This window comes from Leifsonia sp. NPDC058194, assembly GCF_042883605.1.
Classification (GTDB): domain Bacteria; phylum Actinomycetota; class Actinomycetes; order Actinomycetales; family Microbacteriaceae; genus Leifsonia.
The window spans coordinates 933882-949398 of sequence record NZ_JBHVVL010000001.1 but is presented as its reverse complement, the minus strand read 5'-3'; the positions used below and the strand labels follow the sequence as shown (position 1 = coordinate 949398).

Below are 15517 nucleotides of genomic sequence, written 5' to 3'. Positions count from 1 at the left end.
GACCGACGCCGGCGGATCAGCCGGAGCAGTACGTCAGATCGACGGTCGAGCCCTGGGGCACGTCGCCGGGCGCGACGGACTGCGCGTGCACCAACGGAGCACCGGTGTCCTGCGGGCACGACGGATCGGGTTTCGGGTTCGCGGTGAGGCCCAGCTGCGACAGGATGCCCGTCGCCGCCTGGATGGTCTGACCGGTGAGATCCGCGAGAGTGACCTTGCCGCTGGAGACCGTGAGCGAGATCGGATCGCCTTCGTGCGCCTTGCCGGTGGCGGCGGGGTCGGTGGAGATCACGATGTTCGCCGCTACCGAGGACGAGTTCTCGGTCGTGACCGGGCCGACGGTGAGGCCGGCTGCGGTGATGGCGGCCTTGGCCGCATCCACCGTCATGTTGTGAACATCGGGGACCGAGACGGTCTTCTTGCCGGTCGAGACGTAGAGGTTGATCGTGTCGCCCGTCGCGACGACGATCCCGGCGCCGGGGTCGCTGCGGACGATCTGCCCTTCGGGGTACGTCGCGGAGGTCTCTGTGGTCTGGGTCCACTTGAGCTTCATCTTCTCGAGCGTCGCCGTCGCCTCGTCGACCGTCTGACCGGCCAGGGTGGGGACGGTGCGCGAGGTCTCGGGCATCGTCGTGGCCGGAGCGAGCCGGAGGACCCAGGCGAGCACGGCGACGATGACGACCGCCATCACCGCGATCCCGGCCCAGATCCAGATGACCGGAGGACGCCGCTGGGTTCGCGTCATCGTCTGGTCCTCGGCGAGCTGGCGGAACGCGGCCTCCGGACCGGAGACCGAGCTCGGCGGTGCGCCGAACAGCGTCTCGGAGAAGTCGTCGGACTCCTTGTGGACGGGCACACGGCCCGCGGCAGCCTCTTCGAGGTCGGCCCGGAACTCGGCGACGGTCTGGTACCGCTCGAAGCGGTCCTTGGTCAGCGCGCGGGCGACGACGACATCCATCGCCGGAGAGACCTTGGGGTTCAACGTGCTGGGGGCGACGGGCGCCTCGCTCACGTGCTGGTACGCGACCGCCACCGGGGTGTCGCCGCGGAACGGCGGACGGCCCGCGAGCATCTCGAACAGCACGACACCGGTCGAGTACAGGTCGGTGCGGGCGTCGACCGACTCGCCCTTCGCCTGTTCCGGCGAGAAGTAGCTGGCGGTGCCGAGCACGGCGGTGGTCTGGGCCACCGTCGCGGACGAGTCGCTGATCGCTCGGGCGATGCCGAAGTCCATCACCTTGACCTGGCCGGTCTTGGTGATCATGACGTTGCCCGGCTTGATGTCGCGGTGCACGACGCCGGCGCGGTGCGAGTACTCCAGCGCGGTCAGGATGCCTTCGGTGATCCGCACGGCCTCGGAGACCTCGAGGGGCCCCTTCTTGATGAGGTCCTTCAGCAGGATGCCGTCGACGAACTCCATCACGATGAACGGCAGCTGGGCCTCGTGACCGTTCGGCTCCCGCACCGTCTCCTCGCCGGCGTCGAAGACGCGGACGATCGTCGGGTGCGCCATGCGCGCAGCGGCCTGGGCCTCTTGACGGAACCGGGTCCGGAAGGCCGGGTCGGTCGCCAGCGAGGGCTTCAGCAGCTTGATCGCCACCGTGCGGCCGAGGCGCGTGTCGGTGCCCCGATGCACGTCCGACATGCCCCCGCGCCCGACCAGTTCGCCCAGCTGATATCGGCCTGCGAGCAGGCGGCTATCTGGGCTCAATGCGGACTCCTTCTCAGGTGGTGACTGTCGGACAGTGTATCGGGCTGTTTCTGAAGATCTCCCTCGTGCGGGGGTCAGGCGAACAGGGTCACGGGTTGGGGCCCGTGGTGCTGCTCGGGCTGATCACGTAGTCGACGGTCGGCGACTGGCCGGACTCCACCGACTCGCCGCAGAAGATCGTGTACGAGAGCTTGTAGGTGCCGGCGGTGGTGGGTGCCCACACCGTCGAGTTGCCGGACGTCGGAGTCTGCTGGGCGCCGTTCACATAGAGCGCGCGCCCGACGAGGTTCTGCCCGGCGGGGCAGCCGGCCGAACCGAAGGACACCGTGATCTGGGCCGCCGGGTTCTGGAGCTGCTGCGGCGACGACGGGTTGGCCGAGACGGTGTCGGTCGGCGTCGGGATGGCTGCCACGTCGCCGTAGACCTGGACCGTGACGGTCGAGCCCTTCGGGACGGGGCCGGTCGGGTTGACGCGATAGACCGTGTTGACGGCACCCTTCGACGTGGCCGGGGAGCCCGTCTGCACGTCGGCGACCATGCCCAGGCCCTGGAGCATCTGCCGGGCCTCGTCTGCCGTCTTGCCGAGGAACTCGCTCTCGGTGATCTGAGCAGTGTTCGAGGTCGGCGTCGGCGTCGGTGTCGGAGTCGTCGGCTTGGGCGTCGGCGTCTGGCTGGAGGCCGTCGGCGTCGGCTTGGTGCCGCTCGGCTGGGCGACGAGCGCGATGATCGTGCCGATGAGCACGAGCGCGAGCAGGGCGATGAGCGCGATGAGCGGCCACGTCCACGGACTCCGCTTCTTCGACTCGACCGGCTCCTCCGGCGCGTCTTCGGCGGCCTGAGCGGCAGCGGCGGACGGGAGCACCGTCGTCGCCTGAGTGGGGGAGCCGGCGGGCGACGGCATCAGCATGGTGGCGGCGTCGGTCGCGGCCGCGCCGCCGAGGATGGCGGGGACCGACGCGGCGGCGGCGCGGACGTCGCCGCGTCGCAGCGCCTGCGCGGCGCGCGCCAGGTGGGCGGCGCTGGCGGGGCGGTCCGCCGGGTTCTTCGCGATGCAGGCGAAGACGAGGTTGCGGACGGGCTCCGCGACGGTCGCGGGCAGCTCCGGGGGCGCCTCGTTGATCTGCGCCATCGCGATGGCGACCTGCGACTCGCCCGTGAACGGGCGGCGGCCTGCGAGGCACTCGTACGCGACGATGCCGAGCGAGTAGATGTCGGTCGTGGGCGACGCCGGGTGACCGGAGGCCTGCTCGGGCGATAGGTACTGCACCGTGCCCATGACCTGACCGGTCGCGGTGAGCGGCACCTGGTCGGCGATCCGGGCGATGCCGAAGTCGGTGATCTTGACGCGGCCGTCGGGGGTGATCAGCAGGTTGCCGGGCTTGATGTCGCGGTGCACCAGGCCCGCGGCGTGCGCGGCGTGGAGCGCCGCGGCGGTCTGCGCGACGATGTCGAGGGTGCGGTCGGTGCTGAGCACGTGCTCGCGCTCGAGGATGCTCGAGAGCGCCTCGCCGGGGACGAGCTCCATGACGAGGAAGGCGCTGCCCTCCTCCTCGCCGTAGTCGTAGACGTTGGCGATGCCCTCGTGGTTGACGAGCGCGGCGTGGCGGGCCTCGGCGCGGAAGCGCTCGAGGAATCCCGGGTCGCCGAGGTACTCGTCCTTGAGGATCTTGATCGCCACCGTACGGCCGATCACGAGGTCGGTGGCTTGCCACACCTCGCCCATGCCGCCGATCGCGATGCGCGACTGCAGCTCGTAACGTCCTCCGAAGGTGAGCCCTGCTGTGGGTCTCATTTATTCAGCACCGCCTCTAGTACTTTCTTCGCGATCGGGGCGGCGATGGAGTTACCCGTGCCGCTCTGACCGCGTCCACCGCCATTTTCAACGACTACCGCTACAGCGAACTGAGGATCGTTCGCCGGCGCGAACCCCGTGAACCAGAGCGTGTACGGCTCATCGTCGCCGTTCTGCGCCGTCCCCGTCTTCCCGCCGACCTGGACCCCACCTATTCTTGCATTGCTGGCCACGCCTTCATTGACGCCATCCACCATCATCTGCTTGATCGTGTCGGCATTCTCCTGGCTCATCGGCTCGGACAGCTGCTTCGGCTGGAAACTCTCGATCGTCTGCAGATCGGACGAGCGGATCGAGTCGACCAGGTTCGGGTACATCAGCTTGCCGCCGTTGGCGACCGCGGCCGACACCATGGCCATCTGCAGCGGCGACGCCTTGTCGTCCTTCTGACCGAACGACCCCAGCGCGCGGTAGGCGTCGTTCTCGTACAGCGGGTACACGCTCTTCTCGACGGGGATCGGGATCTTCAGCGCCTGGTTGAAGCCGAACTTGTCCGCCTGGTCTTTGATCACCTGCGGGTCCAGCTGCATCCCGAGCTCGGCGAACGGGATGTTGCACGAGAGGATCTGCGCCGTCGCGATGGAGACCGTCTCGCCGGGACCGCAGGTGGTCAGCGAGTCGTTCTTGACCACGGTGGGCGAGTCGGGGAGCGGGAGCGAGGAGAGGTTCGGCAGCTGGCTGTCCTTGGTGTACTTGCCCGTGCCGAAGGCGGTGGCGCTCATGACCGGCTTGAACGTCGACCCGGGCGGGTTGAGGTCGCCGCCGATCGTCCGGTTGATGAGCGGGTCGCCCGACGCGTCGAGGAGCTGCTGGTAGGTCGCGTTGACGGCGGCCGTGTCGTGGGAGGCGAGCACGTTGGGGTCGTAGTTCGGCTTGGAGACCATCGCGAGGATCCGGCCGGTCTTCGGCTCGAGGAGCACAACGGCGCCCTGGTAGTCGCCCAGGGCGTCCCACGCGGCCTGCTGCGCGACCGGGTCGATGGTGGTCTCGACGGTCGCGCCCTGCGGGTTCTTGCCGGTCAGGATGGAGTTGATGCGGTCGAAGAACTGAGAGTTCGACGATCCGCTCAGCTGCTGGTCGAGCGCGCCCTCCAGCCCCGTCGCCTCTCCGTTGATCGGGTAGAAGCCGGTCACGGCCGAGTAGAGCGGCCCGTTGCTGTAGACGCGCTGCCACTTGTAGACGTCGTTCGAGGCGACGGACTGGGCGATCGGCTGGCCGGCGACCAGGATCGCCCCGCGCTGGGCCGCGTAGCTGTCGTTGCGTGCGCGGGTGTTGCGGGCGTCCGCCGAGAGCGAGTCGGCCTGGAACACGGTCAGGATCGACGTCGACACCAGGAGGGCGACGAACATCGCCAGCACGATCGTGCTGACGCGCTTGATCTCACGGTTCATGGGCTAGCTCACCACCAGTCTGGGCTGATTCCGCACCGTGTCGGACAGTCGCAGCAGCAGGGCGACGATGATCCAGTTGGCCACCAGCGAGGACCCGCCGGCGGCGAGGAACGGGGTGGTCAGACCGGTCAGCGGGATGACACGGGTGACACCGCCGATCACGATGAAGCACTGCAGGCCGACGGTGAACGCGAGGCCGACCGCGAGGAGCTTGCCGAAGTCGTCCTGACCGGCGAAGCCGATGCGCAGCCCGCGTGCGACGAACACGAGGTAGAGGGCGAAGATCGCGAAGAGTCCGGCGAGACCGAGCTCTTCTCCGATGCTCGCGATGATGTAGTCGCTCTGGGAGACGGGGGTCACCCAGGGCTGGCCTTGACCGAGTCCCGTGCCGATGAGGCCGCCGTGCGCCAGACCGAAGAGCCCCTGCACGAGCTGGAAGCTGCCGCCGTCGGCGTCGTAGACCTTCTGGGCGAACGGGTTGAGCCAGTTCTCGAACCGGTCGTGCACGTAGACGAGCACCTGGCTGGCCACGATCGCGCCGCCCACGATGAGGAGCAGGCCGAGGATGACCCAGCTGATGCGTGCGGTCGCGACGTAGAGCATCACGAGGAAGAGGCCGAAGATCAGCAGACCGGTGCCGAGGTCGCGCTGGAACACGATCACGGCCATCGACATCAGCCAGACGATGAGGATGGGCCCGAGGTCGCGGGCGCGCGGGAAGCGGATCCCGAGGAACTTCTTGCCGACCATGGAGAGCGAGTCGCGCGCCTGCACGAGGTAGCCGGCGAAGAAGATCGCCAGGCACAGCTTGGCGATCTCGCCGGGCTGGAAGCTGAACGGCCCGATCCCGATCCAGACGCGGGCGCCGTAGATCTCGCGGCCGATGCCCGGGAGCATCGGCAGCAGCAGCAGGATGAGCGCCGCGAACCCGAAGATGTAGGTGTACCGCTGCAGCACGCGGTGGTTGCGGATCACCATGATGACCGCTAGTGCGCAGACGATGGCGATCGCCGTCCACGCGATCTGCTTGACCCCGGCGCTGTCCCACCCGGCGTCGCCGTAGTGGATGTCGATGCGGTAGATCTCGGCGATGCCGAGGCCGGTGAGGACTGTGGCGATCGGCAGCAGGAACGGGTCGGCCTGCGGCGCCACGAACCGGAGCGCGATGTGCATCCCGATCACCAGCGCCGAGAGCCCGGCGCCGAGGTAGACGAGCGTCAGGTCGACATGGCCGAGCGCGCCGAGCTGCACGAGGACCACCGCCGCGGCGTTGATCGCGCAGGCGATGAGCAGCAGGAAGAGCTCGAGGTTGCGGAGCTTGGCGGGCAGGCGCAGCCGCTTGATCGGCCCGGTGGCCGCTTTCGAGGCGGCGCGGGCGGACGAGCGGGACTCCGCGACGCTACTGTTTGACGGCATCGCTCAACTGCTCCACGATCGATCGGGCCGCCGTGAGGTCGTCCGCGTTGATGGTCTGCTTCACCAGCTGCTTGTCGTACTCCGGCAGATCGTTGACGGCGACCGTCGTCTCCTCGTAGACGTGCGAGAGGCTGATCGGCCCGAGATCCTGCTGCACACCCTGGAAGATGGCGACTTTGCCGGTCGAGGACGAGCCCACGAAGTAGCGGGACTGGGTCCACTGGTAGCCGATGAACGCGGCGGCGACGATCGCCAGGACGAGCACGACGAGACCGACCATCCAGGTGACGCGGCGTCGGCGGGCGCGGCGGGCGTCCTCCTCGATCAGCTCGTCGAGGTAGTCGTCGGACTGCGGCTCGAAGTGCGTCGGCCCGGAGGACGGCCGCACCGGGTGCAGCCGCAGGGTCGGGAGCCGGGAGGCCCGGGTCGCCGGCTTCGGGTCGCCGAACTGCAACGGGGCGGCTGCGGAGCCGACCGTCACGGGCTCCTTCACCACGTCGCCCGGCGCCACGTCGGCGATGTCGAGGATGACGACCGTGACGTTGTCGGGCGCACCGGCGTCGAGACTCTGCTTGAGCAGCTTCTCCGCGACCTGCTTGGGCGCGTCCCGTGTCGCCAGGGCCGCCTGGAGGTCGTCGTTCTTCACGACGCCGCTGAGGCCGTCCGAGCAGATCAGCCACCGGTCGCCCGGGCGCGTGTCGAGCACCCAGGTGTCGATCTCGGGCGATGCGTCCACATCGCCGAGCACGCGCATCAGCACCGAGCGGCGTGGGTGGACCATCGCCTCCTCCTCGGTGATGCGGCCGCTGTCCACGAGGCGCTGCACGAAGGTGTGGTCGATCGAGACCTGCTTCAGCTCGCCCTCGCGGAAGAGGTAGATGCGGGAGTCACCGATGTGGGCGAGAGCGATCTGGTCGCCGACGCGGATCATCGCGCTGACGGTGGTGCCCATGCCGGTGAGCTCGGGATGCTCGAACACGGTCTCGGCGAGCAGCGAGTTGGCGGCGATCAGGGCGGACTGCAGCGCGAACTCGGCTTCGGTCGCCGTGGCGTAGTCCGTGTCGGCCTCGCGGATGCGGTTGACCGCGATGGCACTGGCGACGTCGCCGCCGGCGTGGCCGCCCATCCCGTCGGCGACGACGAACAGCCCGTGACCCGCATAGCCGGAGTCCTGGTTGTTCGATCGGATCTTGCCGACGTGCGAGAGCGCCGCCGCTCGGTTCGTGGATGCCACGGCTACCGTCGCAGCTCGAACGTGGTCGTCCCGATCTTGATCGGGGTGTCGAGCGGGACCTGGGTCGGGACCGTCACACGGCGCCCATCGAGGAACGTGCCGTTCGTGGAGTCCAGATCCTGGATCATCCACTCGTCGTTCCAGAGCAGGAGCCGGGCGTGGTGGGTCGAGGTGTAGTCGTCGCGGATGACCAGTCCGGATTCGCTGGAGCGGCCGATCGTGATCGGGTCGCGGCCGAGGGGGAGCTCGGTGCCGGCGCGCGGGCCGGAGGTGATGACGAGGCGGTGGGCGGTCTGCACGCTGGCGTTGGTGCCGCCGCTCACGGTGTTCGCGCCCGAGGGGAGGTTGGACACGGGAGCGTGGCGCTGGACCGGCTCGGTGACCGCTGCGGCCGCCGCTGCCGCCGGCGGACCGGCGGGGAACGGCGACGGGGGCGTCGCCGCCGCCTGCGCCTCGGGGAGCTTGCGGACGCGCTGGCCGAAGAGATCGGTGCGGAGCGCGTAGACGATGCCGAAGACGAACAGCCAGAGCAGCAGGAGGAAGCCGAAACGCAGCACCAGCAGCGTCAGCTCGCTCGGGTTCACGAGGTGCTCCAGAAGTTGCCGACGTCGTGACGGCGCGTCGTGTCGTCGACGGGCGCCTGCGGGCGACCCGGGGCGGCCTGCGGGAGGACCCGGAACACGATGCGGGTGCGGCCGATCGTCACGACGGACTCCGGCTCCAGGATGCCCTTGCGCACCGGTTCGCCGTTGAGCTTCGAACCGTTGGTCGACCCGAGGTCCTCGACCTGGGCGCGGTGGCCGTCCCACGTGATCATGACGTGCCGGCGCGAGATGCCCGTGTCGTCGACGGTGATGTCGGCGTCGCCGCCGCGCCCGACGACCGTGCGGGCGCGCGTGATCGGGTAGTGCGTGCCGTTGATCTCGAGCACCGGTGTCCAGGCGACGTCGCCCTTCACGTTCTCGGAGTCCACTTGCAACATCCCGACCGAGATGTCCTTGTCCTCCGCGAGCTCGATCGAGATGCCGCCGGCGAACTGGTAGTGCTGGGTCGTCGCGTGCTTCTGCACGAAACCGATGAGCTCGTCCGTCAGCGCGGCGCCCATCGAGCGCATCCGCTGGTAGTCGGCGGGCGACATGCGCAGCACGAAACGATTGGGCGCGAGCACCCGGTCGCGCGCGACGACGGCGGCCTTCGTGTCGAGCTCCTTGCGCAGCGCGCTGGTGAGCTCGACCGGTTGCAGACCGGAACGGAAGGTCTTCGCGAACGCGCCATTGACAGCGCGCTCGAGCCCCCGCTCGAAGTTGTCCAGTATGCCCACAGTCTCCCGCTCCCGGCTCGCCAGCTACATGCATGTTAGTCGGAACCCTTGCGAAGAGCCCTCCGTGCGCCTGACCGTCCGGTGAAGATACACCTCAGGGTGGAGTCGCGCGAGCCCTCCACGCCCCGCGGATTCGTGGTCGGCGCGGCTGTCGTGTTAGTCTTCCTTGGTTCGCGCGAGTGGCGGAATTGGCAGACGCGCTGGCTTCAGGTGCCAGTGCTCGAAAGGGCGTGGGGGTTCAAGTCCCCCCTCGCGCACGAACGAAGGGCCGGTACGACGGAAACGTCGGACCGGCCCTTTTGCATGCACCGCCGCTCTGTTCCGGCTATTCCGCGAGGTTGGTGCTGATCGCGTCGAGGGCGAGGCTCTTGGCCTGCACGGCCGCGTCGCCGAGGTGGTCGGTGGTGGCGGCGACCAGACCCTCGATGAGGATGGCCTGGGGGAGCCGCGAGGCGAGCGTGATCTCGTCGCGGAAGGTCAGATCGGGCATCGTGACGACGAGGGTCAGGGTGGCCGCCTGGGCGATCGGGCTGCGGCCGAAGGCTGTGACGGCGATGACGTCGGCGCCGGCGGCCTTCGCGGCGGCGACGGTGCGCAGGGTGACGGCGTTGGAGCCGCTGCCGCTGATGACGAGCAGCAGGTCGCCCGGCTGGAGGAGGCGGGCGGTGATCTGCTGGCCGATGACGTCGGACTGGGCCTCGGCGGCGCGGCCGATGCTGGTCAGGCGGGCGGCGGCATCCCAGGCGAGCGGGGCCGAGAGGCCGTTGCCGACGACCACGACGCGGCGGGCGCCGGCGAGTAGAGTGACGGCCTGCTCGATCGATGCGGGGTCGAGGAGGGCGAGCATGTCGGAGACGCGCTCGGCGAGCTGGGTGAAGGTGTGCGCGACGATGCCGGCGGCTCCGGTGGGAGAGGCGGCGGCGGACGCGGGCAGGGCGGCGGCATCCCGGGCGAGCAGCACGCGGAGCTGCTGGTAGCCGGTGAAGCCGAGGCTCTGGCAGGTGCGCACGACGGTGGCACGGGAGGCTCCGGAGAGGTCGGCCACCTGTTGGGAGCTGAGCTCGACGATCTCGGCGGAGCGCTCGAGCAGCACGGCGGCGACGGCCCGCTCGGTGGGCAACAGGGACGGGAGGAGGCTGCGGATTGTCGCTATGACGGCGCCCGGCCGCTGCTGCTCGCTCATGCGCCGCTCCCGGCTGCGACGGCGATGCGTTCGACTTCGGCGGAGTCGAGGTCGAAGATCTCGGCGCCGTCGTCCGGTCCGGTGACCGGGAGGAAGACCGTGCGCGGCGTTCCCTCAGCAGGCAGGTCGACGACGGCGAGACCCGAGCCGGCGATGGCGCGCTCGGTGCCGGCGGGGGCGATCGGATCGGAGCTATTCGCGACTCCAGGCGCGACGACGACGGGGATGCCCCGGGCCTCCGCCGACAAGGCGTGGTGATAGTGGCCGCCGAGGATGAGGCGCACGTCGCCGGTGGCGCAGACGTCGAGCAGCACCTCCGGGTTGCCGAGCTCCAGCGCGGCGAGAAGGGCGCTCGCCGCGGGAACCGGTGGATGGTGCAGGGCGACGACGGTTCCGTGGGGCGCCGGGACGGCGAGGATCGCGGCCAGCCGGTCGAGCTGCTCGGCATCGAGGGAGCCGTAGCCGGCTCCCGGAACCGAGGTGTCCAGTGCGACGATCCGGAATCCGCCCCGCAGGGTGACCGTCTCGCGCGCCCCGAGCACGGCCTCGAAGCCGCTCCGCAGATCATGGTTGCCCATCGTGTAGACGAGGTCGGCGCCCCGCTCGGCGGCGAACGGCGCGAGTCGCGAGGCGAGCAGTCGATAGCTCTGCTCCCCGCCGTCGTCCGAGAGGTCTCCGGTCGCGACGACCACGTCGAGCGCCTCGATCGAGGCCGCGCGCGCGAGGGTGCAGTCCAGGGAGGCGAGGGTGTCCACCCGGCCGTAGTGGAGGCTGTCGTCGCTGAACAGGTGGGTGTCGCTCAGGTGCAGGATGCGGAGGCCGGCGGGCGTCTCGGCGAGGGTCACGAGGTCACCCTACTGGCTCGGCGGCGCAGCGCGGAGACCAGCGGGAGCTCCCACCGGCCGGCGATGATGCGGTGCCGCACCATCCCGGACAGCTGGTCGATGACCATGGTGACGACGACGACCACGAGCATGAGGATGCCGACGACGTCCCACACCCGGAACTGGATGTTGTCGATGAGCATCTTGCCGATTCCGCCCGCACCGATGAGGCCGAGGATCGCGGACGCGCGCACATTGATCTCGAAGCGGTAGAGCCAGAACGCGAGCACGTCGGGCTTGGCGCTCGGCCAGACGCCCCAGCGCATGATCCGCACGCGGGAGGCGCCGGCGGCGATCGCGGCCTCGATGGGTCCGCGGTCGACCGACTCGAAGCTCTCGTACCCCCACTTGCCCAGGGTGCCGATGGATCCGATGGCGATGGCCAGCGCGCCGGTGTACGCGGTGAGCCCCGTCACCGAGAGCATCAGCACCGCGATGACCACCTCGGGGACCGCCCGGAGGACGGCGAACACGGCGCGGAGCGGCCAGCGCACGATCCCGGGCGTGAGGCCCCGCGTCGCCAGCAGACTGAGGGGGAAGGAGACGATGACGCCGAGCACCGTGCCGAACCAGGCCATCGCGACCGACAGCATCGTGGCCGAGAGGGCGTCCGGGAGCTTGGACCACGCCGGCGGGAGGAACATCAGGCCCAGGTAGTGGGCGAGCTTCTGCGGCAGCTGCAGCAGCGCGTCCCACGAGATGTCGACTCCCCAGAAGGCGGCCACGACGATGACCGTGACGAGGGTCCAGACGATGGCGCGGCCCACCCGCAGGGGACGCTTCGGGCGCTCCTGCCCGGGGCGGCGCGGGATGCCCGGTGCGGTGCCGGGGGCGGCGCCCGACGGCGAGCCGGTGTCGGTGAGCGCGGTCATCGGAGCAGCCTCCTGCGGGCGAACGAGCTGAGCAGCTCGAGCAGCACGACGAGCACGAGGATCTCGAGGATGATCATGCTCAGGTAGTGGTACTGGTAGAAGGTCCGCACCTTGTCGATCAGCATGCCGAGGCCGCTGGCCCCGACGAGGCCGATGACCGTCGACGCGCGGATGTTGAGCTCCAGAACGTAGATCGTCTGCGAGAGATAGGTGGGGGCGACCTCGGGAACCATCGCGGCCCGATTGGCGCGAAACCAGGTGGCTCCCGACGAGAGGGCGGCCTCCTGTCCTCCGCGGTCGAGGCCGTCGAGGGCTTCGGAGACGAGCTTGACCAGGATGCCGACGTTGAACAGCACGAGCGCCAGGATGCCCGAGAGCGCCCCCGTGCCGACCACGGTCACGAAGAGGGACGCGTAGAGCAGGTCGGGCACGCTGCGCACGATGTTCATCACGAATCGGACGACGGCGAGCACGGGGCCGTTCGGGTTGGTCGCCCGCGAGGCAAGGAACGACAGCGGCAACGCGATCACCACGCTGACGGCGGTGGCGATGACGGCCATCTGGACGGTCTGCAGGAGGGCGGGCAGCGTCTCGGGGAAGAACGAGTAGTCCGGCTGGAAGAGCTGGACGAACGTGTTCGAGGCGTTCTGCGCGTTGGCGAACAGGGCCCCGATGTCGACCTGGACCGCGATGGCCGACCACACCGTGATGCCCGCGACGACGACGACCGCGACCAGGGCCTTCCAGCCGGTGCGCGGGCGGGTCGGCCGGATCGTGCCGGGAGCCGTCGTCACAGCTGCACCGTCGGGGCGTCGAGCACGTCGTCGGCCGTGAGCGAGCGGCCGTAGATGGATTCGAAGACGGCTTCGTCGGCGTCGGCCCCGGTGCCGTCGAAGACGATCTCGCCGCTGCGGAGGCCGATCAGGCGCGAGCCGTAGCGGCGCGCGAGGTCGAGGAAGTGCAGGTTGACGACGACGGTGATGCCCAGCTCGGCGTTGATGCGCTGCAGGTCGCGCATGACAACGTGGGAGGTGGGGGGATCGAGGGAGGCCACCGGCTCGTCGGCGAGGATGACCTTCGGCCGCTGCGCGAGCGTGCGCGCGATGGCGACGCGCTGCTGCTGGCCGCCCGAGAGCTCGGAGGCGTTGGCGTAGGCCTTGGGGACGATCTCCACGCGTTCGAGGGCCTGCATCGCGAGCTCCACGTCGTCCTTCGCCCAGGCGCCGAGCAGGGCCCGCCACGCGGACGTGTGGTAGAGCCGGCCCATCAGGACGTTGTTGAGGACGGTCGTGCGCTTGGCCAGGTTGAAGCTCTGGAAGACCATCCCGACATCGCTGCGCAGCTCCCGCAGCTTGCGGCCGCGCAGCCCGCGCAGGCGCGCGTCGCCGACGGTGATCTCGCCCGACGTGATCGGGACGAGTCCGTTGATGGTGCGGATGAGGGTCGACTTGCCCGCGCCCGAGAGACCGACGACGGCGGCCATCTCGCCCGGGGCGATGTCGAGGCTCACGTCACGGAGTCCGACGTAGCCGTTGGGGTAGGTGACCCCGACGCTCTCGAACCGGATGCCGGCGCCGGTGGACGCAGCGTTGGGCGCAACGGTGGATGCGGTCACTCTCTCCCTCTTCTCGTTCGTCTTCGTGGTGCTCGTGGGGGAACGGCCCCACCGGCGCGAGCTGCACCGGCGGGGCCGTCGTCGAGCTCAGCCGAGGCCGATGCTGGCCGCGGCCTCCTGGGTCTTCTTCAGGCTGGCCGGGTCCGCGTCGACGAGACCGGTGATCTGGTAGATCGCGGTGAGCGCCTTCACGCCCTCCTCGGTGCCGGCGTAGTCCTTCATCGCGTCCGCGATCTTGGACTGCCACTTCGCGCTGAGCTTGCCGGTGATCGAGACGCCGTCGTTCGGGATCTCGTCCGTCAGGGCGAAGACGACGACCTTCTGGCCGACGTCGGGGGTGTCCTTCGCGACGACGCTGCGGGCGTCCCAGTAGCTGGTGCCGACCTCGGCGTCGCCGTTGTAGACCGCGAGCACGCTCGCGTCGTTCGCGGTGACCTGGACGGTCTTGATGTCCTTGTCGACGTCGAGCCCCGCCTTCTTCATCGCCGCGACGGGGAAGATGTAGCCGGCCGGGGAGGCCGCCTGCAGGAGTGAGACGGTCGCGCCCTTGATCTTGGTGATGCTGTCGAGCCCGGCAAGGCCCGTGCCCTTCTCGGTGCCGTTGCAGTAGAGCATGCCGTTGGCGCCGGCGACCGGCTTGTCGGAGCAGTACTTGTCGGGGTCGTTCGTGAAGAACTGGGCCGCGTAGGTGCTCTTGCCGTTGCGCTGGGTCTGCAGCGCCGGCACGGCGCCGTACTTGTCGCACGCCTGGCTCATCTGCAGGCTCGGGAGCATGCCGATCTGCGCCTGGTTGCTGCCGATGGCCTCGACGGCGGCCTGGTAGTCCTGCGTGATGACGCCCTTGACGGGGATGCCGAGGCGCTGGGTCAGGGCGTCCTCCAGCGGCTTGACCGTCTCGACGAGCTTGCTGGCGTCGCCGGACGGGACGAGGGCGAGCGTGAGCTGCGTGGGGTCGGACGCCTTGTCGTCCGCGCTGCCGGAGCAGACGGAGGCCGGGGTGCTGGAGGCGCCGGCTGCGGCGGTCTGCTGGCTCACGCCGCAGCCGCTGAGGGCCAAGACGGTGAGGAGCGCGAGGCCGGTGGCGCTCGCGGCGGCGGTCGTGCGGAGTTTCATTGCGATTCCCATTCTGTGCGGTGGTGGGGTCGAGCAGTGCGGGTGGAGCGGATCGGTGGAGAAGAGGTCAGGAGGTGGCGACGGTGGAGGGCACGGCGCCCTCCGTGGGATGGGCGGCAGCGAAGCCGAGCGGGTCGTGCGCCCATTCCGCGATGCCCGGGTAGAGCTCGGGGAAGGAGGGCGCGACCAGGTGCGCCGGCCCCGCGCGGTGCCCGAAGCGGTCGATCAGGGCGGTCGCGCATCCCGCAGCCAGGGGTGCCGCGAGGTCATTGCCCCAGATGTCGCCGACGGAGAGCAGGGCGCGCGGGTCGCGGCCGTCGAGCAGCCGGGGGAGCAGGCCCGTCCAGCCCGCGGGCTTGCCGGCCTCGGCGTGGATGCGGTCGATCGCGCCGGCGAGTCCGAGTGCTCCGAGCGTCTCGACGACGCCGTCGAGCGGGGCGTTGGTCACGAGCACGCGCTCGGCCGTGCCGGCGAGCCCGTCCAAGAAGTCGGCGAGGCCGACGGGCGCCGAGACGTCGAGTCCGCCGCCGGCGAGCTCGCGGCGGCTGCGCTGGTAGGCGCGCTGGAGCAGCTCCTCGTCCGCGTGACCGGCGGCGAGCTGGGCGACCGCCGCGTAGCCGTCGGCGTAGGCGGGCGAGCCGGGCTCACCGTCGAGGAAGGCGCCGAGACGTGCGCGCAGCCCGGCGTCGAGACCGGAGCCCGCGGAGTCGTCGCGGTCGAGGATCCCCGCGATGACCGCCTCCGCGTAGGCCCACACGGGGGCGTCGCCGATGCACACCGTCCCGTCGAAGTCGAGGACGAGCAGGGGCAGGGGAGGGGTGTCTCGGTCGATCACGTTCAGCAGCCTAGGCCTTTATGAACGTTCCGTTCATGAAAATCCGAGCTATGAAACGATCGTTCACGCAGTGTTCACACGTGCGCCGAC

At 69.8% G+C, this 15517-nt stretch carries 14 protein-coding genes and 1 tRNA gene; 1 reads left to right on the top strand and 14 read right to left on the bottom strand.

The features are described 5' to 3' along the window. Positions 1 to 16: 16 nt before the first annotated feature. From pknB to ACFVU2_RS04500, 7 genes are all read right to left on the bottom strand, one after another. Positions 17 to 1672, bottom strand: a complete 1656-nt coding sequence (gene pknB, locus ACFVU2_RS04530; RefSeq protein ID WP_387872392.1) for a Stk1 family PASTA domain-containing Ser/Thr kinase — start codon at positions 1670 to 1672, stop codon at positions 17 to 19. A gap of 127 nt (positions 1673 to 1799) precedes the next feature. Then, positions 1800 to 3503, bottom strand: a complete 1704-nt coding sequence (locus tag ACFVU2_RS04525; RefSeq protein ID WP_387871553.1) for a serine/threonine protein kinase — start codon at positions 3501 to 3503, stop codon at positions 1800 to 1802. Beyond that, a complete protein-coding gene (locus ACFVU2_RS04520; protein ID WP_387871551.1) occupies positions 3500 to 4954 on the bottom strand; it encodes a peptidoglycan D,D-transpeptidase FtsI family protein in 1455 nt (484 codons plus the stop codon). The genes ACFVU2_RS04525 and ACFVU2_RS04520 overlap by 4 nt, the downstream gene beginning before the upstream one ends. A gap of 3 nt (positions 4955 to 4957) precedes the next feature. After that, complete coding sequence (locus ACFVU2_RS04515) at positions 4958 to 6370, bottom strand: FtsW/RodA/SpoVE family cell cycle protein (RefSeq protein WP_387871548.1); 1413 nt, start codon at positions 6368 to 6370, stop codon at positions 4958 to 4960. Then, entirely contained in the window at positions 6354 to 7604 is a 1251-nt protein-coding gene (locus ACFVU2_RS04510) for a PP2C family protein-serine/threonine phosphatase (RefSeq protein WP_387871545.1), read from the bottom strand. Before ACFVU2_RS04510 ends, ACFVU2_RS04515 begins: the two co-directional genes overlap by 17 nt. Before the next feature lie 2 nt (positions 7605 to 7606). Continuing rightward, positions 7607 to 8188 (bottom strand): FHA domain-containing protein, encoded by a 582-nt coding sequence (locus ACFVU2_RS04505; protein ID WP_387871542.1) that lies wholly within the window; start codon positions 8186 to 8188, stop codon positions 7607 to 7609. Beyond that, complete coding sequence (locus ACFVU2_RS04500) at positions 8185 to 8925, bottom strand: FhaA domain-containing protein (RefSeq protein WP_387871541.1); 741 nt, start codon at positions 8923 to 8925, stop codon at positions 8185 to 8187. The genes ACFVU2_RS04505 and ACFVU2_RS04500 overlap by 4 nt, the downstream gene beginning before the upstream one ends. Before the next feature lie 173 nt (positions 8926 to 9098). On the opposite strand from ACFVU2_RS04500, the gene ACFVU2_RS04495 reads away from it, so the two are divergent. Then, a tRNA-Leu gene (locus ACFVU2_RS04495) sits at positions 9099 to 9182 on the top strand. Between the two features lie 68 nt (positions 9183 to 9250). On the opposite strand, the gene ACFVU2_RS04490 is transcribed toward ACFVU2_RS04495, so the two are convergent. The 7 genes from ACFVU2_RS04490 to ACFVU2_RS04460 form a co-directional block, all read right to left on the bottom strand. Further along, a complete protein-coding gene (locus tag ACFVU2_RS04490) occupies positions 9251 to 10108 on the bottom strand; it encodes a MurR/RpiR family transcriptional regulator (protein WP_387871539.1) in 858 nt (285 codons plus the stop codon). Continuing rightward, on the bottom strand, positions 10105 to 10953 hold the full coding sequence (locus ACFVU2_RS04485; protein ID WP_387871536.1) for a metallophosphoesterase family protein: 849 nt from the start codon (positions 10951 to 10953) through the stop codon (positions 10105 to 10107). The genes ACFVU2_RS04490 and ACFVU2_RS04485 overlap by 4 nt, the downstream gene beginning before the upstream one ends. Continuing rightward, positions 10950 to 11864 (bottom strand): phosphonate ABC transporter, permease protein PhnE, encoded by a 915-nt coding sequence (phnE, locus tag ACFVU2_RS04480; RefSeq protein WP_387871533.1) that lies wholly within the window; start codon positions 11862 to 11864, stop codon positions 10950 to 10952. The genes ACFVU2_RS04485 and phnE (ACFVU2_RS04480) overlap by 4 nt, the downstream gene beginning before the upstream one ends. After that, positions 11861 to 12658, bottom strand: coding sequence for a phosphonate ABC transporter, permease protein PhnE (gene phnE / locus ACFVU2_RS04475; RefSeq protein WP_387871532.1), 798 nt, complete (start codon positions 12656 to 12658; stop codon positions 11861 to 11863). Before phnE (ACFVU2_RS04475) ends, phnE (ACFVU2_RS04480) begins: the two co-directional genes overlap by 4 nt. Continuing rightward, positions 12655 to 13479: a phosphonate ABC transporter ATP-binding protein gene (gene phnC, locus ACFVU2_RS04470; protein ID WP_387871529.1), complete on the bottom strand. Its 825-nt coding sequence runs from the start codon at positions 13477 to 13479 to the stop codon at positions 12655 to 12657. Before phnC ends, phnE (ACFVU2_RS04475) begins: the two co-directional genes overlap by 4 nt. Before the next feature lie 87 nt (positions 13480 to 13566). Beyond that, the gene (phnD, locus tag ACFVU2_RS04465) at positions 13567 to 14592 is read right to left on the bottom strand and encodes a phosphate/phosphite/phosphonate ABC transporter substrate-binding protein (RefSeq protein ID WP_387871527.1); all 1026 of its coding nucleotides are present in this window, start codon (positions 14590 to 14592) and stop codon (positions 13567 to 13569) included. 67 nt (positions 14593 to 14659) lie between these two features. Continuing rightward, a complete protein-coding gene (locus ACFVU2_RS04460; protein WP_387871524.1) occupies positions 14660 to 15427 on the bottom strand; it encodes an HAD family hydrolase in 768 nt (255 codons plus the stop codon). Positions 15428 to 15517: the final 90 nt, after the last annotated feature.